The organism is Microcoleus sp. F4-D5 (assembly GCF_036704885.1).
Lineage (GTDB): Bacteria > Cyanobacteriota > Cyanobacteriia > Cyanobacteriales > Microcoleaceae > Microcoleus.
This window is the reverse complement of the sequence record NZ_JAUBSX010000057.1, coordinates 13,455-37,954: the sequence shown is the minus strand read 5'-3', so window position 1 is coordinate 37,954 and position 24,500 is coordinate 13,455. Positions and strand designations below refer to the sequence as shown.

The following is a 24,500-nucleotide window of genomic DNA, read 5'->3' as shown; positions in this document are numbered from 1 at the left end:
ATTTTAATTAAAATAAAAGACCATTGACCGGGAATGTATCAGGAAATAATATCGCAAATTTTTAAATTTTGATTCACTACAAAAGCTGTTGGGAAAGGAACGGGAACCGGATTGTCAATCACCCGTCAAATAGTTGAATAAACCGAGGGTCGCCGTTTAATTAGTTCGTCAGTTTTGGGAGAAGAAACGGAATTTACGATCGCCCTTCATCTAGAATAGTGCGTGAAGGGTAGCTATCCCGTAGCGAATCGCCCTTTTTCTCACTTCTTCGGTCAAATACTCACAATATATATATAATAAAATGCCAAATCACAAGTGCGATCGACAAATTTGGAAAATCCTTAGCAGCTTAATAGTAGGATGCGGATTGCAGGCATTATTCAGCGTTTCAGCCTTAGCAGAAACGACAGATATTGAAACAACAGCAAATAGTGCAAATTCCGAAGATCCAGTTAATGAACGGTATCAATTACCCGCACCGACAAATAATCTACCGGATAATTTCGATCGTAATCCCGATCGACAATTAGTAGAAACTTCTCACAATGTAGATGTAACTTCACCGATAAACGTTACATCGGAGTCGCCCCTACCTATAGCGAGTGAGAGAGAAACTCACATATCCGAAGCCAGCGAAACCCAGCCCGCAGAAATACCTCCGTTAGTTGAAGAAAATAAATTAGAAAATTCCCCATTAATTTACCCTGCTGATAACTCAATAGAACAAGTTACATCAGTTTCCCAACTCAGCGACGTACAGCCGACAGACTGGGCATTTCAAGCACTGCAATCCTTAGTAGAAAAATACGGCTGCATAGCTGGATACCCCGACGGAACCTATCGCGGAAACCGCGCCCTCACCCGCTATGAATTTGCAGCCGGAATCAATGCTTGTTTAGATAAAATCCGCGAGTCCATCGCCAAATCAACTGAAAGTCTAGCTAAGCGAGACGACTTAATAAAACTGCAAAAATTGCAAGAAGAATTTGCTGCCGAAATTGCCACACTGCGAGGCAGAGTGGATGTCCTAGAAGCGCGAACTAGCGAACTAGAAGCAAATCAATTTTCAACAACAACTAAGCTATCAGGATTCACCGTTTTTGGAATACAAGGGCGCACTCCCAACCGTGCAGATCGCGCTCCCAGAGACGGCAAAAGGGATACCAAAGACCCCGGTACAAATGTCAACTCGATCAACTTCACTCAATTATATTTAACCACTCAATTTAGCCCTCGCAGTAACTTATTAATCGGTTTTTACAACCAGAAGGGAAGCAATTCACCACAATTAACTGAAGACGTAAACCTTGCTTATAATTTAGGCGAAACTCCTGGATTAACTATTAGCGACCTCAACTACCGCTTTCTGGTCGGTGACAAATTGGCAGTCTTTGCAGGGACAGCAGGAGTTAACATGATTACCGGTTTTCGAGGGCCGAATCGGGCGGAAAGTGCAGCTTCCGGCCCCCTTTCTGCCTTCGCCCAAAGAAACCCAATTTTGAACACTGGTTTAGGTTTAGGCGGCATTGGCATTGACTGGCAATTTGCGAATCGAGCCAGTTTGCAAGCAGTTTATTCTACTAACATTCCGGGATTTTTTGTCAGTTCTAACGGACCTAAAGGACACAATACATTGGGCGTACAACTAACTCTGACGCCAGCAGATCCAGTTGATGTTACTGTCTATTATGTTAACGATTATTCGCCAGATGGTAATTTGATTAGTTTGGCAGGCGATCGCCAATTGACTGCTATCAATCCTAGCACAAATAAGTCCGAACCTCTGGAAACAAATGCAGTTGGAGCAAGTTTAAACTGGCGCATTTCATCGCGAGTTTCTCTGGGAGGTTGGGCTGGTTATACTAATTCTCGCATTCCGGGTAAATCTGGTACAGTAGCAACTACAAATTATATGGTTTTTTTAAATTTTCCTGATTTGTTTAAATCAGGGAATTTAGGAGGAATTTATATCGGGCAACCACCTAAAATTGTCAGCAGCAATTTACCTACAGGCAATAACGTTCCTGATTTTTTAGATACGGGTTTAGGGCGATCGGGCGGGCAACCCGGAACGACTACTCATGTAGAGGTATTCTACCGCTGGCAGGTGAATGATAATATCAGCGTCACCCCTGGATTAATCTTGATTTTTCAACCCGGTCACACTCCCGATAGCGACCCGATCTCAGTTGGTGTATTGAGAACTTCATTTTCTTTTTAAGAGTCTAATGCTGTGAGGGCGGGTTTACTAGATCGATCGCGAATTGCAAACAATTTTGGTGAACCCCCCGGAGGAAGCGCCCACAAGAAAATTTTATTTTGTGGAACAGGCCGGAAAGCCTGTTAAGCGAGAAAGGTGCTTTTCGGCCAGCCGACAGTAATTAAAACCACAGCGGGATGTTTTAATATTTTTTCTCAGTAAAAACCCGCTATCTTTACTGAAACTTTACACTTAATAGTAATTTCTCCGTTTGTATCTTTTTTTCCTCCCTACAAATACGTAATTGTTAAATTTAAAAAAATACGCATTAACACGCTTGAAATAGGATTTTTTCTAACTTAATCTATTATTAATAAGCAGTAGTAAGACTTCTTTAAGTTTAGGTTTAGATAAATATGATTAAATCAACGGGCTATTTTTGGTGTCCGATCTTTGCTGTAATTTCTGCTATGACTGCCTATCCGTGTCAGGCACAAACGACGGTAAAATCGCCGATAAATGTAACTGAAACACAGGATATCACAAGTACTGAGTCACCCGATGTTACTAACAGTTCTGTTAGCAACATGGGAAAAAATCCTAACAATTCTAAATCTTTTACCGTCTCAAAATTGAATAGCACACCTTCTAACTCTAGTCCTTCTCTAACCACTCCTCAAAATCAATCTGCACGGACAAATCCCTTAGGATGTAGATTTTTCACTACTCCTTCAATGCAACAATAAACTTTCCTGCATCTCTAGATAAATAGAATATCATGGCTGAATAGAGGGCGATCGCTTCCTAGCATCATCCTCTATTTATTTGTGCGATCGTACTTCTCAAGAAAATTAGATGCAGTAAAAACGATTGATGAAACTAACAATAGTTAAAATATTATCGTGGAAAGTCTGAAAGTTGTTTGATATCCTTCAAAACTATTTGAGGCTTCCCTTTGTATAGTTCTACCTTACCACTGACATACACATATCCGCGTCCCAGACCCGCATAACGCTTCTCGATTAGCCTCTTCAATGGAGCCATTTCATCGGTTTTAGCATCCGGTATCCACAAATCTAATTTATGATAAACTGATCCAGCATAAATCAGAGCGTTTCCGCCGATCCATTTATTAATCCCAGCCTGTAAATCGCAGAAAATAGTAATAGATTTAGCTCTCTCAGAAGCAGCTAAGATTTTCGGGTAGTCCAACCTGACAGAAAGTGCTCCTGCGGTTGCTTCTGCCAACCGAAACTCTTCAACAATAGAGCCTCGCATCGACCACCAAGGCAGTAAATTAGCATAATTGCGAGAGATATTTTTAGCATTGGTAATCGGATTCCAAATCACCAAATTGTAGGCTTTTGCTACAGCTTCAGCCTCAGTCATTTGGCGGTGATACAATCGGGAGCGCCCGTATTTGACAAAGTAGGGACTCCAGCCTTCTTCAATCAGTTTAAGATTGTAATTTTCTCCATCTTTATGTACGTAACAGAGGAGACGCCCGTAGTTATCGCGGTGTTTTTCTAGAGCCACTTCAACCGAATCATCTGTATCAAATTCTATGTCAATTTTAGTAAGTCCGCCGCCAGCGGTCGCAAAGTATTTTTTAGCCATTTCCGAAGCTGCTTTCCCCGCAGCAGTTACAGGTTTGGAGCCTCCCGAATGACTTTCTTCTGTATCGACGCAAATCAGGCGCAGAGCCTCGGTTTTGCCGTTGAGAGAAATTTTGATGCTGTCACCATCAATTACTTTAGTTACTTGCAGGTTCGGAATTCTGGTGGCCATATTTTGAACCCTGTTGCACTTGAAATTTGATGCACATATGGGTGTAATTATACACGAGTTCGCTATCAAGAGCAACTATAATTTTTGTTGTTTGTATTAATATTTGCTAACAGTCGCGTATTTTATCAAATCGGGAAAAAAATCTCGAAAATCAGATTCTAAGCGCTGATAGTTAGCTGTCAAATCTTCTATGCCGCTTGCTAAGTTATTTGTCCGCTTAATTCGGGCAGACATTCTTGTAAGAGTGATGCCGATTTCGGCAATTTCCTGATAAGATGAAAGCAAGTCGCGGGCAATTATTGTTGGCAGCAGGCGCTGGAGAGATTCAGGCAATATATCGCGATTGTCTTGCAGGACTTGATAGACATGGCGAGAAAAATCCGGAAGCGGAATTTCTGAATATTCCAGCCAATTTTTAGCCAAGAAGTGGTCGTAAAACACGTCTATCAAAACTCCAGCAAACCTACGTCTATCAGCGCAAATCAGGCTTTTACTCGATCGCACTATTGCGTGAGAGTCCGTGTAGCTGTCTACTTTGCGGTGCAAATCGATGCCCTTTCTAATTTCCTCGGAATAAAGGTTGACGGCCGTTCCTTTGACAAAATCTCCTAAGAGGTTGCCAATCAGGGATTCTGGCGTGCCTTCTGATAAGAATAGATGAGCCAAATAATTCATTGCTACAGTAAAAATATCTAACATAGCATAAGGATAAAGAATAATGGCGGTTCTAGAATGTGTAAAACCGGGTGCTAAACTCGATCAAATTATTCTTGCCGTCGATCTTACTGTTGCCGGTGCTGTCGATCGCGTTCTGGCAAAAATTCAAGACTTGGGATATGACCCAGAAATTCGTCATGTCAACTATCCGTCTGGAGTTCACGTCTTGGAAATTCTCAAAGACGAACAGCACAAGCAAGCAGTTGATGATGACTGCTTGCTAGAGGATTGGCTACAGGTAAGGTCTGAAATGAACGCCGATGCCGTTCATCTGTGGCGCGGTAAATAAACCAATTAACAATTAAACCGCAGATAAACGCAGATAAACGCAGATGAGCTGATGGGAATTTTATCTGCGTTCATCCGCGTTAATCAGCTAAAATCTGCGGTTGCATACCCCTACGCACCTCCCCGCAACTTATCCAAAACCGTCCGGTCTTCCAAAGTCGAAGTATCCCCAGAAACCTCTTGTCCCGCCGCCAAAGAACGCAGCAACCGGCGCATAATCTTCCCGCTTCGAGTCTTCGGCAAAGCATCAGTAAATCGAATTTCGCCGGGACGGGCGATCGCCCCAATTTCCTTAACAACGTGCTGCTTCAATTCCTTAGCCAATTCATCGCTAGGTTGCTGCGAGTTGTCCAGCGTCACAAACGCCACAATTTCCTCACCCTTAATCTCATCAGGTTTGCCGACAACCGCAGCTTCCGCCACGGCTGGATGCGATACCAAAGCTGACTCGACTTCCATTGTGCCGAGTCGGTGTCCGGCCACATTAATTACATCGTCAACGCGGCCCATTACCCAGAAATAACCGTCTTTGTCCTTGTGCGCCCCGTCCCCTGCAAAGTACACGAATTCGCCATCTTTCGGGTGCAAATATTCCCAATAAGTGCGGCGGAAGCGATCGGGATCGTTGTAAAGTGTACGCATCATTCCCGGCCAAGGATGTTTCACCACTAAATAACCGCCGCTTTCGTTAGTGACTGGTTCGCCATCTTGGTCAACAACATCGACCACAATTCCGGGGAACGGTAGGGTTGCAGAACCGGGTTTTGTAGGAATTGCACCGGGCAAAGCGGTAATCATAATTCCCCCGGTTTCTGTTTGCCACCAAGTATCGACGATCGGACAATTCGACTTGCCAATTACGCGCTGATACCACATCCAAGCTTCGGGATTGATCGGTTCGCCGACGGTTCCTAACAATCGTAAAGAGGACAAATTGCGCGCGTTGGGCAAGTGTTCGCCCATTTTCATGAATGTTCTGATCGCAGTGGGTGCAGTGTAGAAAACGGTGACGCCGTATTTTTCGATCACATCCCAAAAACAGCCAGGATTTGAAGGGCGAGGAGCACCTTCATACATTAAAGTTGTCGCACCGTTGGACAGCGGCCCGTAGACAATATAACTGTGTCCAGTAATCCAGCCGACATCAGCAGTACACCAGTAAACATCGGTATCTTGGAGGTCGAATATCCATTTGGTTGTCATGTGGGTATAAAGGTTATAACCACCGGTTGTATGGACGACACCTTTCGGTTTGCCGGTACTGCCACTGGTATAGAGTACGAACAGCATATCTTCGCTGTCCATCGGTTCGGCGGGACAATTTGCCGATGCACCTTTTTGCAAATCGTGCCACCAATGATCGCGCCCTGGTTCCATGTCAATTTTCTGTTTGGTGCGCTGAACTACGAGAACGTTGGTAACGCTGGGTGTGGCATTATTTGCTAATGCTTTGTCTACTTGTGTTTTGAGGCCGACGGCGGTATCTTTGCGGAAGCCACCGTCAGCGGTGATGACGAGTTTTGCTTGGCCGTCGTTAAGCCGATCGCGCAAAGCTTCTGCACTAAAACCGCCAAAAACAACGCTGTGTACTGCACCGATTCTGGCGCAGGCTAGCATGGCGATCGCAGCTTCGGGAATCATGGGCATATAAATGCCGACGCGATCGCCCTTTTGGACTCCCAATTCTTTGATGACGTTCGCCATTTGGCAGACTTCGCGGTGGAGTTGCGCGTAGGTGAGGGTGCGGGAGTCTCCGGGTTCGCCTTCCCAAATCAGGGCGGCTTTATTTTTGCGCCAAGTGGTTAAGTGGCGATCGAGACAATTGTAAGAAATATTAATTTTACCGTTGACAAACCATTTAGCAAAAGGCGGCTGCCAGTCTAGCACGGTATCCCAGTTTTGGAACCAGTGCAATTCTTCGGCGGCAAGTTCTGCCCAGAATGCTTGGGGGTCAGCTTTGGCTTTGTCGTAGAGGGCTTGGTATTCTTCTAGGCTTTTGATGTGAGCTTTTTGGGAGAATTCAGCGGGCGGCTGAAATAGCCGTTTTTCATGCAGAATTGATTCGATGGTATCTTGTGACATTGCTTTTAACTTTCACTTCGGTTCGTCTTTTTAACTATTGTTTGCATAAGTTGGGGCAAAAGTATGTTTATTTTCCTTAAGACTTTGGGGAAATTTGTAAATGTTGGGACTGTATTAGAAATTATAGCACTGGTAAATTGTAAATTATATCTTGGTACTCATTATCAAATGATGCTTCATAAATCAGAAGCAGTAGTTCAATATTTTGACCGATACTCAGCTTGGAATTCAGGATAAAGATTCCTGGGACATGACCATTTTGCTCTAAATGCTCTGTTAAATGAACTGGCATAGAGCGGCGGTTGTTGGTAACAAGAATGAAATTGTGGATTTCACACCAAATAAGAATTTCTGGATCGAGAGTGCCTTTAGAAGGTGCTGTTAGTTCTCCCACTGCTAGAACAACCAGATCGGGATTGCGCCTGCGAATTTGGTTAACATACGCAGGATCGACATTTTCATCAAAGAGATACTGGATTGGCATCAGCTTTGCTCCTTGCCTCTCTTTCTGCTTTAAATTTGCGAAGTTTTTCTGTCACTGGAGGAGGATTGCGACGTTGTTCTTCTCGCATTTCTTCGCCCCATTCCAGCCATTCGGTTATGTATTTACCGACTGCTTCTTTGTTGTGCAGGTAATACAAAATAGTCGCATAAACTTGTTCCAGGGTGAGCGATGTATAAACGTTAGCAATTTCTTCGGGAGTTCGAGCGCGAAACAGGTATTCATAGAGAATGGTTTCGATGCCAATGCGGGAACCTTTGAGCCGAATATCGTCAGGTCTTAGGAAGTTGAAGTAGTCTTCTAGTTGCGTGGTTTGGTGGTTGGCTTCATGAGATTGCTTCTCTTTATTAATTTCTGTTACTTCGGGAACCAGCACAATTACTTCGGCTCGGCTGTTGCGATATAACTTGAGTGGTTCACCAACGCACAATTGTCCTCGATCGTCGATCGTTGCCATCACTTTAATTGCTTTCATACAATCTACCCGATTTACAGGAGCGATATCTGGTAGGATTATATCATAACAAATCCGATGGTAATGCTTTTATAATTGATTTGATAACTGACATTAACAGCCGATCGCACAAAAGCCATGACGCAAAATTTAGAAGCAAGCCAACTCTCTCTAAACGACGTTCGCCGCCTTCTCAAACTGGAAAGACAAACAGGAGGAGGTTTTACTGATTTTTTCTCTCTGGAACCTCTGACGGATTTTGAACAACAGCAACTGTTGGAAATCAGCAATGACTTTTGGCGGTATCTAGAAGCAGGTAAAGTTTCTGAAGAATTGGTTAAGTTTTTAGCACTTTCACCGTTAATGAGATTAACGGGATTTTTTCAAGTTCCTGTGGTGCTGACAATGGAAGATAGCATCCCGATCGAGGTTGAGGATGGGGATACTTTAATTAAAGGGCGCTTGGATGTTTTAGCCGTAAATCAGCCGGATGCAGACCTCGCGGCTGCACAGTTTTGGATTTTGGTAGTCGAGGCGAAAAATAGTGCGATCGCACCTTTGACTGGTTTGCCGCAACTCCTGACTTATACTTATAAAAGTTTGCAGCAGCAATCGTCTGTTTGGGGATTGACGACGAATGGCGAAAGTTATCGGTTTGTGCGGGTGACGCGGGGAAATCCTTGTACTTATCAGATTTTACCGGAATTGAATTTGATTGACCGAGAGCGAGCGCTCTTGTTGGCGCAAGTGTTGAAAGCGATTTGCAAGTTGCAGAATGTGCAGTTGCAATTGGCTTAATCTCTCAGGTTAAAATCTGTGCTTAACCTACTGCCTAGACAGATATTCTGTAGGGGAGAAACCCCTTGAGTCCCTAATCGCCCTGTATCGCTGGTTCTAAATGTTGTTAACTGCTGTTGGGAAACTGCTGCTAAAATTAGAAATCAAGATTTGTTAAAAATTTACAAAACCGAGTGACAAAATACAAGTCGTTCTCTAGAATTAGAAACGGAGAGACCCTGAAACTGAACCTAAGAAAGTGTCTGAACTTAGACAAAATCTAATTACCAGAGATTGGGTAATCATCGCCACCGAACGGGCGAAAAGACCGGATCAATTCGCTAACCCAAAAAAGTGCGAAACATTAGTGCCGCCGCACCGTGCCGATTGCCCGTTTTGCGTGGGAAATGAGGAAGACGCAACCTTAGAAACTTGCCGTTTGGGCGATCGCACTGCCTGGAAAGTCAGGGCAATTTACAACAAATATCCCGCACTCTCCCCGACAGCAGAATGGATGAGGATATCATCGGGAATTCACCGCACGATGGCGGGAATCGGCGTGCACGAAGTAATTGTAGAACACCCGCGACACGATTTGACGACAGCTTTGTTGAGCATTGAAGAAGTTGCCAACATACTTTTAGTATACCGCCAGCGCTATGTAGAAATCAGAAAAAATCCCCACATTGAAACAATTATTATCTTCAAAAATCACGGGGAAAGTGCCGGAACTTCTCTCGAACACCCCCACTCGCAGATAGCAGCGACGCCCGTTGTACCCAGCCAATTTCGCAGCCGCATCGACGAAGCTATTAGATATTTTGACGACACGGGAGAATGTCTGTTTTGCCGGACTGTGGAAGATGAATTAGCGGCGAGAGAAAGAGTGATTTGTGAGAGTGAAGATTTTGTGGCTTTTATCCCTTACGCTGCACTTTCACCGTTTCACACTTGGATTTTTCCGCGCCGACATTCCTCTTCATTTGATGACCTTACTGATGGGGAAATTACGGATCTTGCTGATACTTTGAAAACTGTACTGGCTAAGCTTTATTACGGATTGAACAATCCCGATTACAACTATACTATTCGATCGATGCCGATCGCCGAAGGGGGTACAAAATACTTTCACTGGTATATAGCAATTATTCCCAGAGTCACCAAGCAAGCTGGATTTGAGTTGGGCAGCGGGATGTTTATCAATACTGCTTTGCCAGAAGAAAGTGCGGCGTTTTTGCGATCGGTCGAATTTCCTAGCGAAAGCCATTTCCCGCCGATATAAAGTTTCCTGCATCACAATACCTCAAATTGTAGTGGAAATGCACGCAAGCATTTTGAGTTGCGAGTCTGTGTTGGGGAAGGAAACTGATATTATTTGAAATTTGATATTTGAGATTAGAAAGTTGGGAATGAGGGACGATCTAAGAGTTTAGATCGCAGCTTACAGTTGCATTCTTTTTTGAGACTGGTATCATTTACAAGTTCAAGCTATGAACATACAAAGACGAAAGACTTATGAATTTTACCCAACTCACAATAAACTTTCGACATACTGCCAGCAGTCGTCGCTAAAAGTAGCTCTCAACATATCTCTAATTTTAGCGTCGATCGACAATATCGCCTCCCCAGAGTCCCCATTCTCGTTGATTTCGCAACTGTCATCAGACAAATGTTCTTGGAGGTGGGCGAGAGTATCGGCGAAATTAGCCAGAAAATAATGTTCCTGCACCCACGCTGTCGGATCTGGTATTGCTGCACTCGCAAAAGCTCGATCGGCTAAATCTTTTTTGGCAACATCGTCAGTCTGGTTTTTCATGTTGAGCTCGATTTAGATAAAATGTGCAACCGATCCAATATTAAGCTTAATTTTCAACCGGATCGCGATCGCGATCGACCACTGCTGTGACAAATTCGTGTAATTTGTGCGATCGCGATCGTGATATTTTTATCACTTCCGTGTTATTATGCCGCATCAAACTCGATGACCCATTATTTTCACCTCCGGCAAAATACACTTGGGCAGCATCCCGTGAACTCCTTTCTGAGGCTGGTTGACCACCTGCGTAATCCGAAAATTGGCAGCTATCGAACACAAAACATAAGCATCTTCCTCTTTCAAACCCCCAAAAGTTTGCAGCCAATAAATCATCTGTTTTAGTGCCAACTCAAAAGCCTCATCTAACGTCCGCCCGAACCCCATAACCATAATATCAGCAGGCGTTTCCGCAAAAGGAAAATCCAGAAATAAATCCTTTCGTAAAATAATTTTAATAGTGCCGTTCATCGAAGTTTCAATGGCAGTACCGTCAACTTCACCGTCTCCTTGTGCCGAATGCCCGTCGCCCACGGACAGTAAACCGCCGCGCAGAAAAACAGGTAAAAATAACCGCGTTCCTGGTTGGAGTTCCTGATTGTCCATATTGCCGCCGTAGCGCTGTGGGGGAATAGAAGAACGGTTGATTTCTGAATTGGCAACGCCGATAATTCCAAAAAAAGGATGCAGGGGAATCCGAATGCCGCTACCTGGGGGAAATTCCGCAATTTTTTGCTCTAAATCTAGCGGAACAAACCGCAATTTAGGTTCGGAGAAATACTCAGGCAAAGAACCCCATCCGGCGCGAATTGCATTAAATCCTACTGGTAAACTCGGGTAAACATCCTCAATGTGAATTTCTAAAACGTCTCCCGGTTCGGCATTGTTAACATAAATTGGGCCTGTCAGCAAGTGGGGCCCCGGGCCAACTTTGCGGTTGGGAGGCAAATTCTGACAAATATCTAAAAATTCGGGCGTGAGAAATTCGGGCGGGGCCTTGTCAGCAACATAATATCCTGAATAGGTTTCGATATCGATGCGATCGCCCGAATCCACCCTTAAAGCAGGTTCGATATTCGGAGAAAAACCGCCCAAGTGTACGGTTTTGCAGTTAGCCTTGAGAAGGTGGCGGGTCATGGGATTTTAGATTTTAGATTTTAGATTTTAGATTGAAGCAAGGGCGTTATGAATTTTATATCGCAAGTCTCAATCATTTTTGATAATTTTTTTAATGAACCACAGAGGGCGCAGAGGGCGCAGAGGGCGCAGAGAAAGAGAATGGAGAGATCGGAAGATGTGAAAAAATGGTTAAAGTTTGTTAGATGTGAGATATTTTACTAATTTCTTAACTTTTTGATAACGTTGGTAGTTTAAAATTTAAAGTTGGTGGCGCGGGTTTATATGTATTTGGGTGGGGAGTTCTGTTTTGCTGGTGAAACCCCCCCTACAACTAATGACGAATGACGTATGTTAACGCCTTTGCCTAATAAAGTAGAATTTTCTCAAAGTTATTCTCGCAATCCCTGGTTTTTTGCCGGTTTGATTTTGATTGTCCTCTTGCTAGGTTTCATGATGCCATCTTACCTTAACAAACCTCAGCTTTTAACCGATCCGTTTTTGCAACTCCCAACAGCAAACTCGGTGCGAGTTGTCTGGTTCACAGAGTTTGCCGGTACTCGCAACACAGTTGCTTACGGCGAAAATATGAATGAAATTGCGGCCGCACATACTACCAAGCTAAGCCGCACTCGCGAAGACAAAGACTCGCGCATTTCCGATGAAATGAAACAAAGCATAATTGACAGCAATCCAATTGTCCGCGACATCTGGCGCCATGAAGCAGAAGTCCCCAATTTAATGCCCGGTGTTCGCATTCCTTATCGAGTCACCAGCGAAAGGAAAGACGGCGCATCTGTCAGCAGCAAAATATTCACTCTTTCTCCGACACCAGCAGCAGGAATTGCGCTCAAAATTCTCCTCACTTCCGACCATCAATTGATGCCTATGACAGCAGCAAATCTCCAGAAAGTAGCCGAAACAATTGCGAGAGTTGACGCGGTTTTTATGGCAGGGGATTTAATTAATATACCCGATCGCGCTTCTGAATGGTTTGACGACTACCGAGGGCGCGCCTTCTTTCCCGCCCTGCAAGGTCGCGCATTTTCAGAACTCGACAAAAACGGCATCAAAACCGTTTACAGCGGCGGCGAACTGATCCAACACGCGCCTTTATTTCCCGCCATTGGCAATCACGAAATCATGGGTCGCTTTGCAACCAACAGCACACTCGGCGACCAATTTAACGATCCTTTTCCCCGCGCCGCTGCCGAGAAAATATACGCTCAACGTGCTGCATCTTGGAATCCCAATAATGACCCTTCAGTGCGCGAAATTTGGCTGAAAAACAATAGTTTTAATAGCGATACCTATGACGAAATTTTCAATTTACCGGGAGGGAAAAATTACTATGCTGTGACTTTTGGCGACGTGCGGTTAGTTACTTTGTATGTTACGAATATTTGGCGGACTCCGAATTTAGATCCGGGTGCCAGAGGCAGGTATCGCGAACGAGAAGAAGATTTTAATAATCCCGAAAAATGGGGATACGGACAGCATATTTTTGAGCCGATTGTCAAGGGCAGCGCTCAATATAATTGGCTGCAACAAGAGTTAAAGAGTGCGGAATTCCAGCAGGCAAAATATAAAATTGTGATGTTTCACCACCCGCCGCATTCTCTGGGTGACAATATTGTACCTGCTTATACCGATCCAGTGCAAATAGTCGATCGCGCTCTCGATGGCGAGATTAACATGGTGCGTTACGAGTATCCGAAACAGCAAGATTATCTGATTCGGGATGTAGTGCCGCTGCTAGAAACAGCAGGGGTGCAGTTGGTATTTTACGGACATTCGCACTTGTGGAATCGGTTTGTAAGTTCCAGCGGAATGCACTTTTTGGAGACTTCTAATGTCGGCAACAGTTACGGTGCTTTTGTGGGGGAAAAGCGCCGATTTGTGCCGCCGGCATATCGGGAAGATTACAGCGCTATTGGAGACCCGAACGGATTGGAACCTGTGGTGCCGACTGTTGCGCCTTTGTTGGGGAAAGATGGGCGGCCGCTGCCGTATATTGATAGCAATGATATTACGGCTTTTACTATTTTTGATACGGGGGAGGGTACGGTTAGCAGCTACTATTTTGATACGCGGAAACCGGAGTCGGAAGTGGTGAAGTTTGATGAGTTTAAGTTGAAAAATTCGCCATCTAGCTTAAAAATCCGTAAAAATTAAAAGCGCTCGTTTTCATAATCGATAAATTAGTTACTGCTATGATAACTTAAGGCTTTTGACTTCTGCTATACTTAGGTATACTGCATCCAAATTAAACTTACCCAGTAGAGCGCGGTCATGCCTGAACTCAACCTCTTAGAAAAACAAGAAGAAGTAAGCTTTGATGAGGAAGATGAAGCTCTAGATTATGAGCTTGAATCTAATGGTAATCCCAAATCAGTATTAGACGAAATTTCCGAAATTATTGTAGCTGGGAATGATTGGACGACAGCCACCATACTCGATCAACTTGTTCGTGACAATATTCAACTTAATCCAAGATTTCAAAGACGAGATGCTTGGGATATAACTCGCAAAAGCAGGTTTATTGAATCAATTTTTCTGGGATTTCCCATTCCAGATATAGTTTTGGCTTCTCAAGATAAAAAGCGCGGAAAATTTGTAGTTCTTGATGGCAAGCAACGCTTGCTTACGATTCTGCAATTTTATGGAAGGAGCGAAACTCCCAACGATAGTTTTGCTTTGAAAAACTTAGAATTTAGACCTGAACTCAATGGTTGTACGCATGAGGATATAAAAAACGATATTCTCCATAGTTCTGTACTTGATGCACTCGATAATCAAACTCTTCGTACTACATTGATTCGGAATTGGCATACAGAAAGTTTACTCTACAAAATTTTTCTCCGTCTAAATGTAGAAAATACTCCGCTATCTCCACAAGAACTCAGGCAAGCATTGCATCCAGGTGATTTCATCAATTTTTTAGATGACGAATCAATTAAAAATCAGGCTTTAAGAAAAATACTTAAATCCCAAAATCCCGATCCTCGGATGCGCGATGTCGAATTCTTACTGCGATATGTAGGATTCCATCATTTTTTATCCGATTATCGCGGTAATCTTAAAGTGTTCCTGGATATGACTTGCAAAAAACTCAACAAGGATTGGAAAGAGAAAGAAACTGAGGTCAGATATACAGTTAGCCAATTTGAAAAGGCAGTGCAAACAACCACTACAATATTTGGAGAAGAAAATATATTTCGCGTGTGGTTGAGCAGTGATAATACTTACCGAGGTAAGTTTAATCGAGCTATTTTAGATGTAATGGTTTTTTATTTTTCAGATCCAGTTATTAGAGAAGCTGCTGAGAATAATCCGGCGGCTGTGGAAAAAGCTTTTAAAGAGTTATGTTCATCATCTAATAGCGAATTCAGAGAAGCTGTTGAGAAAACCACAACTAGCATTCGCGCAACTCATACTCGTCTCTCACTGTGGGGCAAAGCTTTGTTAAAGGTTTTGGATGTAAAGTTTAATGTACCTGAACTCGTAGATAACCATATTATCTTTAACGGTTTGAGGTAAGTTATTGAGAGGTATGCCAAAATCAGTTAGATTTCGTACTCTAACCCAGCAGTTAAATAGGTTAAAAAAACAATTTCTTCCTAAGATTAATCCTCTAGGTTCATATTCCGATCGGCAGCTAGCCTTAACTCTTGCCTACAGAGTTTTAGTTCATGCCGAAATTGAGGCTTATTTTGAAGACAGAGTTTGGGAAGTAGCCCTTAATGCTAAAAAGAATTGGGATAGTCAGGGTAAGACTTGCCGTACTTTAATCTGCTTGCTTGGCTTTTCTGGTCAAATGATGGAAGCACCACCAGATACACTGAGTCCAACTAAGGGAAGTAAAGCTTTGCCACCGGAAAAAATAAAAATCAACAAAAAAATAGATTTAGCTATTAATAGTTTTAAGCGAGTCATTGACCAGAATCATGGAATCAAAGAAGCTAATCTTCTGGCGTTGCTTTTGCCAATAGGAATAGATACCGATGATTTAGATCCTGCTTGGCTGGCTACCATGAATACGTTTGGGGAAGAAAGAGGTGTTGCGGCACATACTTCAGCTACATCCCCGAAAACTATTAGAAGCCTAAATCCTATAAATGAACTGCGGAGGGTGGAGCAAATTATTCAAGAACTTTTGAGGGTGGATGAGCTGATTGATAATTTAATGAGATAAATGAATAAACCGACACCAATTGTCAAGAGTTTAATTTTTTTGGTAGGCTTCTAGCAAGAACGGGCATCTTGCCCGTTCCACAATACTTTATTTTTTTGTGGCACAGGCATCTTGCCTGTGCTCAAACAGCTTATTCAGAAGGGTGCAAAATTTTAGATTAAACCTTCTCTTTCGCAGGCGGAACCAAACCGGTTTTATTCAAACCCGCATCAATCTGCCTCAGCAATTTAAAATCGTCTTCGGGTAAAGAATTAACAGGCGAGTGTTTTTCCAGAAACGAGAATGCTTGCCGAAATTCACGAGGCCGGGAGTCGATCGCACTATCGAAATGACAGGGTACAATCCTTTGAAAATCCCAACTCGCCACTTTATCCACCCAATCGAGAGTTTCCCTCGGCGCGCGGTTGAGAATCAAAGTCTGCAAAATCGGCGCCACCAACAACCGCCCCCCTCCCCGCAAAGCCTCAAACGATCGCACCCAATCTCTTTTCCACTTGAACGGATACAACCCGAAATAAGCTTTTCTAGAGCGTTCTGGCGCTTGGCGCGCGCTGGCAAATACCTCCGACCACGGCGGCACTTCCAGCACGCTGGGGCTAAAATACATGGCAAATAAGGCGATTCTCTGCCACCCTTTGCGCCGATTTTCCTGAGTGTCTGCCACCTTGTCCGAGGCGCTGTCTTTGGCGTGAAACAGCAGCGGGTACGAGTCGAGTTGGACGATCGCCGGCGGATTTTCGGGAATCGAAACTATGGAATCTGTTAGCATCAGCGTGCGCGAGATCCTGTGAAATAACGCAACTTCGGCAAATCTGCCCAAACCGAGGTCGATGGGGCCGAGAATTGCCCAGTCAAATTGATCGGCTAACGGCGTGTTGCTGCTGTCAAAGGGCAGTACAGACGTGCGTTTCGCCGGCAAACCCAGCCAACTCAGCGGCAAATTCACGGGGAAACTCCACTGCTGCGGGGCGACAAACACCTGCGCTTCCGGAAAACACCTCGCAAAGGGGCCGACAAAAACTTTGTGCTCGATGCCCGAAACCGTTGTCAGCAAGATGTACTTAACCTCGCCGTGCTCTGCTACTAACTCCTTTAGCAAGCGGATGCACTCAGGAGTCGGTGCCACGGGGGCGTAGACGAGAAGGCCTTCGGGTTCTAGTTTAATTACTGTCATCCGAATCGGGACGACTACGTAGAAAATGCCTTGTAGTTGGTCAAAAGTCCAGATTGTGTCCTTGACTATTTCCTTGCGGATGGTGCGCCGCTTGCTGTAGGGATAGAGGGGGACGATGGGCCAAAAGACCCAAGAATAGTCCCGAGAATCAATCTGTGCTGATGTTGGTATGCCTTCGCCCTCTGCCACTGGTGCGACTCCTTGCCGATTTTTTTGTACGTGCGTGCGATCGAACTATTTTTATCTTATTTCACTCCTGTTGCGCGGATTCGAGGAGTTGAAAAGGGGTTTCACCAGGCCAGGGTGCGAAAACTATTAAACCAACTGTTCAGGATCGATGCCTAGTTCCCGCAACCGCGCCGCTAGTCTTTCCTCTCGCTGTTGAGATTCTGTCAGTTGCTGTTGAGATGCTATGAGTTGCTGTTGAGATTCTATCAGTTGCCGTTCCGCCGCCGTTGCTCTTTCACCCGGACTCAAAATCAACCCTCCTTGGGCCGTAAACCACCGCAACCACAACCGATTCATACTCTTATAACTGCCTTGCCACCAACCTAAACTCAACTGCAACTCAGGAATAAATAACCGCCCATCAATTAATTCTGCAGGTTCATAGTGGCCTCCTACAAGATGAAAAGATCGCAATTCATCCGTGTAGCGACTGAACACAAAATAGTAAGGAATCCGCAAAATTTGTTCGTAAACTTGCCACTTAGTCGGCGGTTCCCCAGCTTGCTGAACAGTCCGCCCTAAATCTTCATCTTCAGTGCCCGGCGATAGCAATTCCACCACCACAAACGGATTTACCCGTTCTTGCCAAACTACATAACTCAAACGCATATCGCGCCCTTGATAAAGCCTTGGCACACCCACCGCAGCAAACCAATCCGGGCGTTTATGCCAGCGCGGTTGTGTTGCATCGTAATACAAATTTAGGTCACTCGCTGTAAAGACTTGTTCCGCATCCCATCCCGGCGGCAAAAACGTGAATTCCAAGAGTTGCGGCTGATCTAAATGAAATGTATCTGGCAAACCGGGCTCCTTTGGATCTTCGCTAGGTAAATCGTACATTGTTGGCAAACTCTGCCGGGGGTCTAGAGGCGGTTCAGCTTGAGCAGGCGGGTAAGTCGGGAATGTCATAATGAATTCTGAGGTTGCTTATCCTGATATGATTATAGCCTTGTGAGAATGTCTGGCATTTCTAAAGAATTCCCATTAACTCTCAATCTCAAATCTACAATCAAAACTCCAAAATCGATATGACTCAAAACTACCGCATCACTCTTTTACCAGGAGACGGCATCGGCCCTGAAATTATCGCTGTGGCGGTAGATGTCCTGAAACTTGTCGGTCAACAATTGGACATCGGCTTTGAATTTCAAGAAGCTTTAATTGGCGGCGCTGCTATTGACGCAACAGGCAATCCGCTGCCGGAAGAAACACTCTTAAAATGCCGCAACTGCGATGCAGTATTGTTGGCAGCCATCGGCGGTTACAAGTGGGATAATTTGCCCCGCGAACAGCGCCCGGAAACTGGATTATTGGGACTGCGCGCCGGATTGGGATTGTTTGCAAATTTGCGCCCTGCGACTATTTTACCGCAATTGGTTGATGCTTCTAGTTTGAAACGGGAAGTTGTCGAAGGCGTGGATATTATGGTAATCCGCGAACTCACAGGCGGCATTTATTTCGGCAAACCGAAAGGTATTTTTGAGACGGAAACAGGCGAAAAACGCGGTGTCAATACGATGGCTTACACCGAGTCGGAAATTGACAGAATCGGGCGAGTGGCTTTTGAGACTGCCAGGAAGCGGGGCAAAAGGCTGTGTTCTGTTGATAAAGCGAATGTTTTGGATGTTTCGCAACTGTGGCGCGATCGTATTATTGCCCTTTCTTCAGAATACCCTGATGTCGAACTTTCTCACCTCTACGTTGACAACGCAGCCATGCAGTTAATTCGCTGGCCGAAACAGTTCGATACGATTGTCACCGGCAATTTATTCGGCGACATTCTTTCCGATGCGGCGGCGATGCTAACTGGTAGTATTGGGATGCTGCCTTCTGCTAGTTTGGGAGCAACCGGGCCGGGAGTTTTTGAACCCGTGCACGGTTCCGCACCGGACATCGCCGGACAAGATAAAGCCAATCCCATCGCCCAAGTTTTGAGTGCGGCAATGATGCTGCGCTACGCCTTAAATCAACCGGAAGCTGCTAATAAAATCGAGCAAGCAGTTGTCGAAGTTTTGGATCGAGGTTATCGCACTGGTGATATCATGTCGGAAGGCATGAAACTCGTCGGCTGTCGGGCGATGGGCGATGCTTTAATTGAAGTTCTGCAAGGTTGATTTATTTACCTGGTAGGGGCGGGTTTTACCAATAATATTCGACGCGCACGCACAATCTCATAAACCCGCCCCCAGACAACTAATAACCTATATCAACCTTGACTTTAAGCGCAGGGAAAAAGTGTACATTGAGGCTTACCGTTGAGAGGGGGCGGGTTGATAAGATTATTAATTTTTTTCCCAGATGGTTGGTAAAACCCGTCCCTACAGGAATTGGCGTTTAATGTTCCGCTGTCAAAAGATTGAATTGCTCGGTATCGATGCGATTTGCTCGATACTCGTCGGCTGTCGGGCAATGGGCGATGCTTTAATTGAAGTTCTGCAAGGTTGATTTATTTACCTGGTAGGGGCGGGTTTTACCAATAATATTCGACGCGCACGCACAATCTCATAAACCCGCCCCCAGACAACTAATAACCTATATCAACCTTGACTTTAATCGAAGGGAAAAAGTGTACATTGAGGCTTACCGTTGAGAGGGGGCGGGTTGATAAGATTATTAATTTTTTTCCCAGATGGTTGGTAAAACCCGCCCCTACAGGAATTGGGCTTTAATGTTCGGCTGTCAAAAGCTGAAATTGCTCGGTATCGATGCGATTTGCTCGATACAAAATTTCAGCTATTTTCGATAGGGCTAACACAGAATGGGCGCGATAACCGTTGGCCTGCATCTTATCTTTGACTCCCTGTTCGTGGTCGATCAATACCACGATATCTTCCACATTCAATCCGGCAGATTTTAACTTGCCTGCGCCTTCCATCACGCTTTTGCCGCTAATCAAAATATCATCGACTACGACAATCGTTTCTCCTGCCTGAAAATGCCCTTCAATTAATTTACCTGCACCGTAAGTTTTCACCTCCTTGCGCGGGAAAATCATCGGGCGTTCCATCCGCAATGCTAAACCGGTTGCAGTGGGTAAAGAACCGTAGGGAATTCCCGCAATGCGATCGAATTTTAAATTTTTAAGAATGTCTGCATAAGCGCTGACAATTTGGTGGAATATCTGCGGAATTGAGATAATTTTCCGCAAGTCGATGTAATATGGAAATACGGCGCCCGATGCTTGTACGTGGTCGCCAAAAACTACGCAGCCGATGTCATAAAGTTGCAAGATTAAATCGTGGTGAGGTTCCGGTTGTAAAAAGCAAACATCGGGCAGCCACAGTTCGCAAGTGGGACTACCTTCGATCGCCCGCAGCCTCTGTTGATTAATACTATCCCGCAATTTCTCAATTTCTCGGCGCGGCTGTTTCCCCGCTAATAAACTCGGGGGGACTGGCAGCAATAAATCTTCACCATTCTTGCTTAAACCGGCCGCCAGCAGTTGTGCGAGTTCGTTTTCTTCTGTGAGGTCATTTTCTTCGGCGATGTCTCCTTCGACTAAAATTAGGCGTTCGGGAGCCTCTTTGCGGATGCGCGCTAACATATCCGGCATTACTCCTACTTCTAAACCGAGTTTTTCGGGAGTTCCCCAAAGTTGAGAGAGTCGGACTAATTGCAAGTACAAAGGGTTTTCTGGCGTCGGGTATTCTTGCAAAGCTGCCGCTGAGGCGTTGGCGGTGGCACAGAGGACAAAAACCGTTTTTCCAGCGTATAACAAAAATGGCGCTACTTGGTCGAATCCGGCATAGGGACTTAAAGTAATAGCGTCAACTCGCCAGTCTTGAAATACAATTTTGGCAAAGACTGTGCTCGTATTTAAATCGCAGTGTTTGGTATCTAAAATTACTGGCAGGTGAGGTGGAATAATGCTTAAAATTTGTTGCAGCAATGCCCAACCGGGAATACCGAGAGATTGGTAAAAACCGAGGGTAATTTTGCAGGCACAGATTAAATCGGCTGTTTGGTCGATCGCACTTTTTAGCTGTGAAAACAAATTTGTTACAAAAGTTTGAGTCTCTTCCCCAGTCATGGAAACCTGCGGGGGCAAGGTTTCCGGGTCGGGGTCGAGGGCTAGATACAGCAAACTTTGATTTTTTTCAACAGCCGCTAACAGTTTATCGAAAAAGTCGGTTCGATCGCTCATAGTGTGTTAGGGAGGTAAGGGGAAATTAAAAAATTGCAGGTGAAAGTGGGAGGGATGTTGTGCCGGAATCAACCGATCCCCGTTGAAATTGAAATTAAGAATCTTTTAAAATTGTAGAAGGTAAAGAGCAGGAAATCTGTAACTTTGGGAGCAGTTTTATTGCAACTGATTTTCGGGTTGGCTGCACCGGTGATTGCACCTAAGCCGCAGCAAGTCAATTACTTGTGGTAAACTAACCAGTGTCCGGGCGGCGATTTTACCGGCATTTCCCTGCCGCAGGCGAGTTTAGCAAATGCCAATTTGCAAGAGGCAAATTTGAGCGGGGCTGCTTGGCGGCAAGCTAATTTACAAGGTGCTAATTTGACTCAAGTTAATTTAACCAGAGCCCGTTTGAGGGGGCTAATCTAAAAAATGCTACCGTTGCAGGTGTTATTTGGGTTGACCAAGAATTTCAAAGGTGGTACAAGCCCCCGCATTTATCCGTGGAATCAATCGAAAATCGAAAATCCTCAAGCCCCGCATTTATCCGTGGGGTCAATCTAAAATCTAAAATCTAAAATCTAAAATCGATTGACGGTAGTATTAAATAGAAGCAGAAGTTAAAGCAATGCCCGCCTTATATGATGGATAGTAATAAATGATCGGTACGATCGACTTTACGATTTGGGACGAGTTGCTGCAACGCTACGTTGACGATTTGGGCCGCGTCAATTATCGGCGCTGGAAAGCTGAGGCGGCGGATGTTTTGAGGGGGTGGCTGGAAAGTTTGGCGGATGTGGATTTGGCGGATTTTACTGATGCGGATGCGCGGCTGGCGTTGTGGCTGAATGCGTACAATGCGATCGCAATTTCTCAAGTTCTGGAAGTATATCCGATCGCGTCGATCCGTCCCAAAGTTTTGGGAATTCCCAACTGGCTGAGTTTTTTGGATTTTTTCACCCGTTCAAATACGATTGTTGGCGGCAAAAAGTACAGTCTCAATCAAATCGAACACGCAATTTTGCGGCCGGAATTTGCCGAACCGCGCATTCATTTTGCATTAGTTTGCGCTTCTGTCGGGTGCCCGCTGCTGCGCCGGGGGGCTTATTTTCCCGAGTCGGTACGGACTCAACTAGAAGCGGATGCGATCCGTTTTATTCACAATCCTGATAAGGTGCGGTACGATGCCCAGAAAAAGACGCTTTATTTGAGCAAGATTTTTAAGTGGTACGGCGAGGATTTTGTAAAGGCGGCGGGTTCGGTGGCTGAGTATGTGGGCGGTTATTTGGGGCCCGAGGCTGCTGTGGGCGATGGATGGGCGATCGTTTTTTTGCCTTACGACTGGAATTTGAATCGGGTTGACGGTTGAGTTTTCCGGGAATGGGTAGGTGTTTTTTTGGGGGGTGGTTTTTTTTCTGCTGTATCGCTTGCTATGTAAGGAGTTGAGCCACTTTTGGGAAAAAATAGGTTCGCGGAAACGCTGTAATGCTTGCTGTGATTGGTTTTGAGCGCTGTTGAAAATTGTGCCTCTTGACAGGTCGATCGCTGAGATGGTACTTTTTAGATCGGTTCACGGAAATGTACCTTGAAAACTAAATAGAGTAAGGCTTTCAAATATGGCGGCCGCAATCAAACTAAACCCCTATTAGGGATTGAAACACTTCGAGAAAAGTTTGATTGGACGCCCTGGCTTAAGCCGCAATCAAACTAAACCCCTATTAGGGATTGAAACGAGCATATTTCCCTCTCCAAAACTCCACCGTCGAATTTTGATTTTTAGCCGCAATCAAACTAAACCCCTATTAGGGATTGAAACCTAGCAGACCCTGACGGCGAGGGCGAGGGAGTTATGCCGCAATCAAACTAAACCCCTATTAGGGATTGAAACGAATTACCGGGAATGTATGAAGTTTCGCTGACTGAAGTCGCCGCAATCAAACTAAACCCCTATTAGGGATTGAAACACTCCAGTTTTTAGCTTGCCTGATCGAAACTCGCTGAGCCGCAATCGCCGCAATCAAACTAAACCCCTATTAGGGATTGAAACGCTGGCAATTCGTTCTTAAGCAGATACTTTCTGTTGCCGCAATCAAACTAAACCCCTATTAGGGATTGAAACAATGCTAATTAAGGGGAAAAATGGAAAGTCGCCAGCTCGCGCCGCAATCAAACTAAACCCCTATTAGGGATTGAAACTTACGACCAAGACGGGAAAATTCTCGCTCCAGTTACTGCCGCAATCAAACTAAACCCCTATTAGGGATTGAAACTTAAGCAGTTATAGCTCTAATGGAAGTGACTCGGGCCGCAATCAAACTAAACCCCTATTAGGGATTGAAACCAGTTCACTGTGATGGTTTTTGATAGTAGACATGGGCCGCAATCAAACTAAACCCCTATTAGGGATTGAAACATTCCTCTGACGAAGACGAAGCAGAAGGGCAAATCGAGCCGCAATCAAACTAAACCCCTATTAGGGATTGAAACGCAGGATTGCTTGAGATTCTTTGACCGTCGGTTCTCGCGCCGCAATCAAACTAAACCCCTATTAGGGATTGAAACCCGTCTGGCATTCGGCGGACTCGATACTTGACAATCGAGCCGCAATCAAACTAAACCCCTATTAGGGATTGAAACACTCCCGGAGAGGGCGGAACATTTACAGGCGATACAGGCCGCAATCAAACTAAACCCCTATTAGGGATTGAAACAGCCCGCAAATCGACATTCAAGATGCGGACGCGGTGAGCCGCAATCAAACTAAACCCCTATTAGGGATTGAAACGCTCTTGCCAAGATATGCAAAATCGGAATTTACCGTGCAAGCGCCGCAATCAAACTAAACCCCTATTAGGGATTGAAACTCAGGTGAGTTTACAGAGTCCTTGCCCGGACTGTTCAATTTGCCGCAATCAAACTAAACCCCTATTAGGGATTGAAACAAAAAGGCTACTATCATTGTTCAGTGTTTTTTGCTTTTATGCCGCAATCAAACTAAACCCCTATTAGGGATTGAAACTCAATCCTGCAATGGGTTTGCTGG

At 44.8% G+C, this 24,500-nt stretch carries 20 protein-coding genes, 1 pseudogene and 1 CRISPR repeat array (1 of these 22 only partly in view); of the genes and pseudogenes, 11 read left to right on the top strand and 10 right to left on the bottom strand.

Features of this window, described 5'->3' with window-relative positions:
* Window positions 1-301 precede the first annotated feature (301 nt).
* Window positions 302-2,221, top strand: a complete 1,920-nt coding sequence (locus QUA80_RS23210; protein ID WP_333427379.1) for an iron uptake porin — start codon at window positions 302-304, stop codon at window positions 2,219-2,221.
* 876 nt (window positions 2,222-3,097) lie between these two features.
* Here QUA80_RS23210 and QUA80_RS23205 read toward each other — a convergent pair.
* Window positions 3,098-3,988 (bottom strand): thermonuclease family protein, encoded by an 891-nt coding sequence (locus QUA80_RS23205; RefSeq protein WP_333427378.1) that lies wholly within the window; start codon window positions 3,986-3,988, stop codon window positions 3,098-3,100.
* Window positions 3,989-4,084: 96 nt separating this feature from the next.
* A complete protein-coding gene (locus QUA80_RS23200; protein ID WP_333427377.1) occupies window positions 4,085-4,687 on the bottom strand; it encodes an ACP phosphodiesterase in 603 nt (200 codons plus the stop codon).
* 19 nt (window positions 4,688-4,706) lie between these two features.
* Here QUA80_RS23200 and QUA80_RS23195 point away from each other — a divergent pair, with 19 nt between their 5' ends.
* Complete coding sequence (locus QUA80_RS23195) at window positions 4,707-4,994, top strand: hypothetical protein (protein WP_333427376.1); 288 nt, start codon at window positions 4,707-4,709, stop codon at window positions 4,992-4,994.
* Between the two features lie 110 nt (window positions 4,995-5,104).
* Here QUA80_RS23195 and acs read toward each other — a convergent pair whose 3' ends face one another.
* The 3 genes from acs to QUA80_RS23180 all read right to left on the bottom strand — a co-directional run bounded on the left by acs (window position 5,105) and on the right by QUA80_RS23180 (window position 8,052).
* Window positions 5,105-7,075: an acetate--CoA ligase gene (gene acs / locus QUA80_RS23190; RefSeq protein ID WP_333427375.1), complete on the bottom strand. Its 1,971-nt coding sequence runs from the start codon at window positions 7,073-7,075 to the stop codon at window positions 5,105-5,107.
* Between the two features lie 121 nt (window positions 7,076-7,196).
* On the bottom strand, window positions 7,197-7,559 hold the full coding sequence (locus tag QUA80_RS23185) for a DUF5615 family PIN-like protein (protein WP_015175460.1): 363 nt from the start codon (window positions 7,557-7,559) through the stop codon (window positions 7,197-7,199).
* Window positions 7,537-8,052, bottom strand: a complete 516-nt coding sequence (locus tag QUA80_RS23180; protein ID WP_445302280.1) for a DUF433 domain-containing protein — start codon at window positions 8,050-8,052, stop codon at window positions 7,537-7,539. The genes QUA80_RS23185 and QUA80_RS23180 overlap by 23 nt, the downstream gene beginning before the upstream one ends.
* 117 nt (window positions 8,053-8,169) lie before the next feature.
* Between QUA80_RS23180 and QUA80_RS23175 the strand changes: the two genes are divergently transcribed.
* Entirely contained in the window at window positions 8,170-8,829 is a 660-nt protein-coding gene (locus QUA80_RS23175; RefSeq protein ID WP_333427374.1) for a restriction endonuclease subunit R, read from the top strand.
* A gap of 238 nt (window positions 8,830-9,067) precedes the next feature.
* The gene (gene galT, locus QUA80_RS23170) at window positions 9,068-10,090 is read left to right on the top strand and encodes a galactose-1-phosphate uridylyltransferase (RefSeq protein WP_333427373.1); all 1,023 of its coding nucleotides are present in this window, start codon (window positions 9,068-9,070) and stop codon (window positions 10,088-10,090) included.
* A 249-nt stretch (window positions 10,091-10,339) separates the two neighbouring features.
* Here galT and QUA80_RS23165 read toward each other — a convergent pair whose 3' ends face one another.
* Together QUA80_RS23165 and QUA80_RS23160 are read right to left on the bottom strand one after the other, a co-directional pair.
* On the bottom strand, window positions 10,340-10,624 hold the full coding sequence (locus QUA80_RS23165; RefSeq protein ID WP_333427372.1) for a hypothetical protein: 285 nt from the start codon (window positions 10,622-10,624) through the stop codon (window positions 10,340-10,342).
* 156 nt (window positions 10,625-10,780) lie between these two features.
* Window positions 10,781-11,758 carry an acetamidase/formamidase family protein gene (locus QUA80_RS23160; RefSeq protein ID WP_333427371.1) on the bottom strand — a complete coding sequence of 326 codons (978 nt, stop codon included), beginning with the start codon at window positions 11,756-11,758 and terminating at the stop codon, window positions 10,781-10,783.
* 330 nt (window positions 11,759-12,088) lie between these two features.
* Here QUA80_RS23160 and QUA80_RS23155 point away from each other — a divergent pair, with 330 nt between their 5' ends.
* The 3 genes from QUA80_RS23155 (at window position 12,089) to QUA80_RS23145 (ending at window position 15,932) form a co-directional block, all read left to right on the top strand.
* Window positions 12,089-13,912, top strand: a complete 1,824-nt coding sequence (locus tag QUA80_RS23155; protein WP_333427370.1) for a metallophosphoesterase — start codon at window positions 12,089-12,091, stop codon at window positions 13,910-13,912.
* Window positions 13,913-14,029: 117 nt separating this feature from the next.
* On the top strand, window positions 14,030-15,277 hold the full coding sequence (locus QUA80_RS23150) for a DUF262 domain-containing protein (protein WP_333427369.1): 1,248 nt from the start codon (window positions 14,030-14,032) through the stop codon (window positions 15,275-15,277).
* 13 nt (window positions 15,278-15,290) lie between these two features.
* Window positions 15,291-15,932: a HEPN domain-containing protein gene (locus tag QUA80_RS23145; protein WP_333427368.1), complete on the top strand. Its 642-nt coding sequence runs from the start codon at window positions 15,291-15,293 to the stop codon at window positions 15,930-15,932.
* A gap of 157 nt (window positions 15,933-16,089) precedes the next feature.
* Here QUA80_RS23145 and QUA80_RS23140 read toward each other — a convergent pair whose 3' ends face one another.
* Together QUA80_RS23140 and QUA80_RS23135 are read right to left on the bottom strand one after the other, a co-directional pair.
* Window positions 16,090-17,295: a DUF4336 domain-containing protein gene (locus QUA80_RS23140; RefSeq protein WP_333427367.1), complete on the bottom strand. Its 1,206-nt coding sequence runs from the start codon at window positions 17,293-17,295 to the stop codon at window positions 16,090-16,092.
* Between the two features lie 126 nt (window positions 17,296-17,421).
* Window positions 17,422-18,243 (bottom strand): Uma2 family endonuclease, encoded by an 822-nt coding sequence (locus tag QUA80_RS23135; RefSeq protein WP_333427366.1) that lies wholly within the window; start codon window positions 18,241-18,243, stop codon window positions 17,422-17,424.
* 119 nt (window positions 18,244-18,362) lie between these two features.
* On the opposite strand from QUA80_RS23135, the gene leuB reads away from it, so the two are divergent.
* Window positions 18,363-19,448 carry a 3-isopropylmalate dehydrogenase gene (leuB, locus tag QUA80_RS23130; protein WP_333427365.1) on the top strand — a complete coding sequence of 362 codons (1,086 nt, stop codon included), beginning with the start codon at window positions 18,363-18,365 and terminating at the stop codon, window positions 19,446-19,448.
* A 184-nt stretch (window positions 19,449-19,632) separates the two neighbouring features.
* Entirely contained in the window at window positions 19,633-19,779 is a 147-nt protein-coding gene (locus QUA80_RS23125) for a hypothetical protein (RefSeq protein WP_333427364.1), read from the top strand.
* Between the two features lie 220 nt (window positions 19,780-19,999).
* Here the strand turns inward: QUA80_RS23125 and QUA80_RS23120 are convergent, their stop codons facing one another.
* The gene (locus tag QUA80_RS23120) at window positions 20,000-21,478 is read right to left on the bottom strand and encodes a bifunctional orotidine-5'-phosphate decarboxylase/orotate phosphoribosyltransferase (RefSeq protein WP_333427363.1); all 1,479 of its coding nucleotides are present in this window, start codon (window positions 21,476-21,478) and stop codon (window positions 20,000-20,002) included.
* Between the two features lie 261 nt (window positions 21,479-21,739).
* Here QUA80_RS23120 and QUA80_RS33910 point away from each other — a divergent pair.
* Window positions 21,740-21,886: pseudogene (locus QUA80_RS33910) on the top strand (pentapeptide repeat-containing protein); the annotation flags it as partial.
* A gap of 229 nt (window positions 21,887-22,115) precedes the next feature.
* Window positions 22,116-22,826, top strand: a complete 711-nt coding sequence (locus QUA80_RS23115; RefSeq protein ID WP_333427362.1) for a DUF547 domain-containing protein — start codon at window positions 22,116-22,118, stop codon at window positions 22,824-22,826.
* A gap of 253 nt (window positions 22,827-23,079) precedes the next feature.
* A CRISPR array of direct repeats spans window positions 23,080-24,500; the repeat unit is 37 nt; unit sequence GCCGCAATCAAACTAAACCCCTATTAGGGATTGAAAC (it continues 1,402 nt past the right edge of the window).

Bases quoted from the DNA above. Each gene is read 5' to 3' on its own strand.
- QUA80_RS23210 (WP_333427379.1), top strand. From the start codon at position 302: ATGCCAAATCACAAGTGCGATCGACAAATTTGGAAAATCCTTAGCAGC.
- QUA80_RS23205 (WP_333427378.1), bottom strand. From the start codon at position 3,988: ATGGCCACCAGAATTCCGAACCTGCAAGTAACTAAAGTAATTGATGGT.
- QUA80_RS23200 (WP_333427377.1), bottom strand. From the start codon at position 4,687: ATGTTAGATATTTTTACTGTAGCAATGAATTATTTGGCTCATCTATTC.
- QUA80_RS23195 (WP_333427376.1), top strand. From the start codon at position 4,707: ATGGCGGTTCTAGAATGTGTAAAACCGGGTGCTAAACTCGATCAAATT.
- acs (WP_333427375.1), bottom strand. From the start codon at position 7,075: ATGTCACAAGATACCATCGAATCAATTCTGCATGAAAAACGGCTATTT.
- QUA80_RS23185 (WP_015175460.1), bottom strand. From the start codon at position 7,559: ATGCCAATCCAGTATCTCTTTGATGAAAATGTCGATCCTGCGTATGTT.
- QUA80_RS23180 (WP_445302280.1), bottom strand. From the start codon at position 8,052: ATGAAAGCAATTAAAGTGATGGCAACGATCGACGATCGAGGACAATTG.
- QUA80_RS23175 (WP_333427374.1), top strand. From the start codon at position 8,170: ATGACGCAAAATTTAGAAGCAAGCCAACTCTCTCTAAACGACGTTCGC.
- QUA80_RS23165 (WP_333427372.1), bottom strand. From the start codon at position 10,624: ATGAAAAACCAGACTGACGATGTTGCCAAAAAAGATTTAGCCGATCGA.
- QUA80_RS23160 (WP_333427371.1), bottom strand. From the start codon at position 11,758: ATGACCCGCCACCTTCTCAAGGCTAACTGCAAAACCGTACACTTGGGC.
- QUA80_RS23155 (WP_333427370.1), top strand. From the start codon at position 12,089: ATGTTAACGCCTTTGCCTAATAAAGTAGAATTTTCTCAAAGTTATTCT.
- QUA80_RS23150 (WP_333427369.1), top strand. From the start codon at position 14,030: ATGCCTGAACTCAACCTCTTAGAAAAACAAGAAGAAGTAAGCTTTGAT.
- QUA80_RS23145 (WP_333427368.1), top strand. From the start codon at position 15,291: ATGCCAAAATCAGTTAGATTTCGTACTCTAACCCAGCAGTTAAATAGG.
- QUA80_RS23135 (WP_333427366.1), bottom strand. From the start codon at position 18,243: ATGACATTCCCGACTTACCCGCCTGCTCAAGCTGAACCGCCTCTAGAC.
- leuB (WP_333427365.1), top strand. From the start codon at position 18,363: ATGACTCAAAACTACCGCATCACTCTTTTACCAGGAGACGGCATCGGC.
- QUA80_RS23125 (WP_333427364.1), top strand. From the start codon at position 19,633: ATGGTTGGTAAAACCCGTCCCTACAGGAATTGGCGTTTAATGTTCCGC.
- QUA80_RS23120 (WP_333427363.1), bottom strand. From the start codon at position 21,478: ATGAGCGATCGAACCGACTTTTTCGATAAACTGTTAGCGGCTGTTGAA.
- QUA80_RS23115 (WP_333427362.1), top strand. From the start codon at position 22,116: ATGATCGGTACGATCGACTTTACGATTTGGGACGAGTTGCTGCAACGC.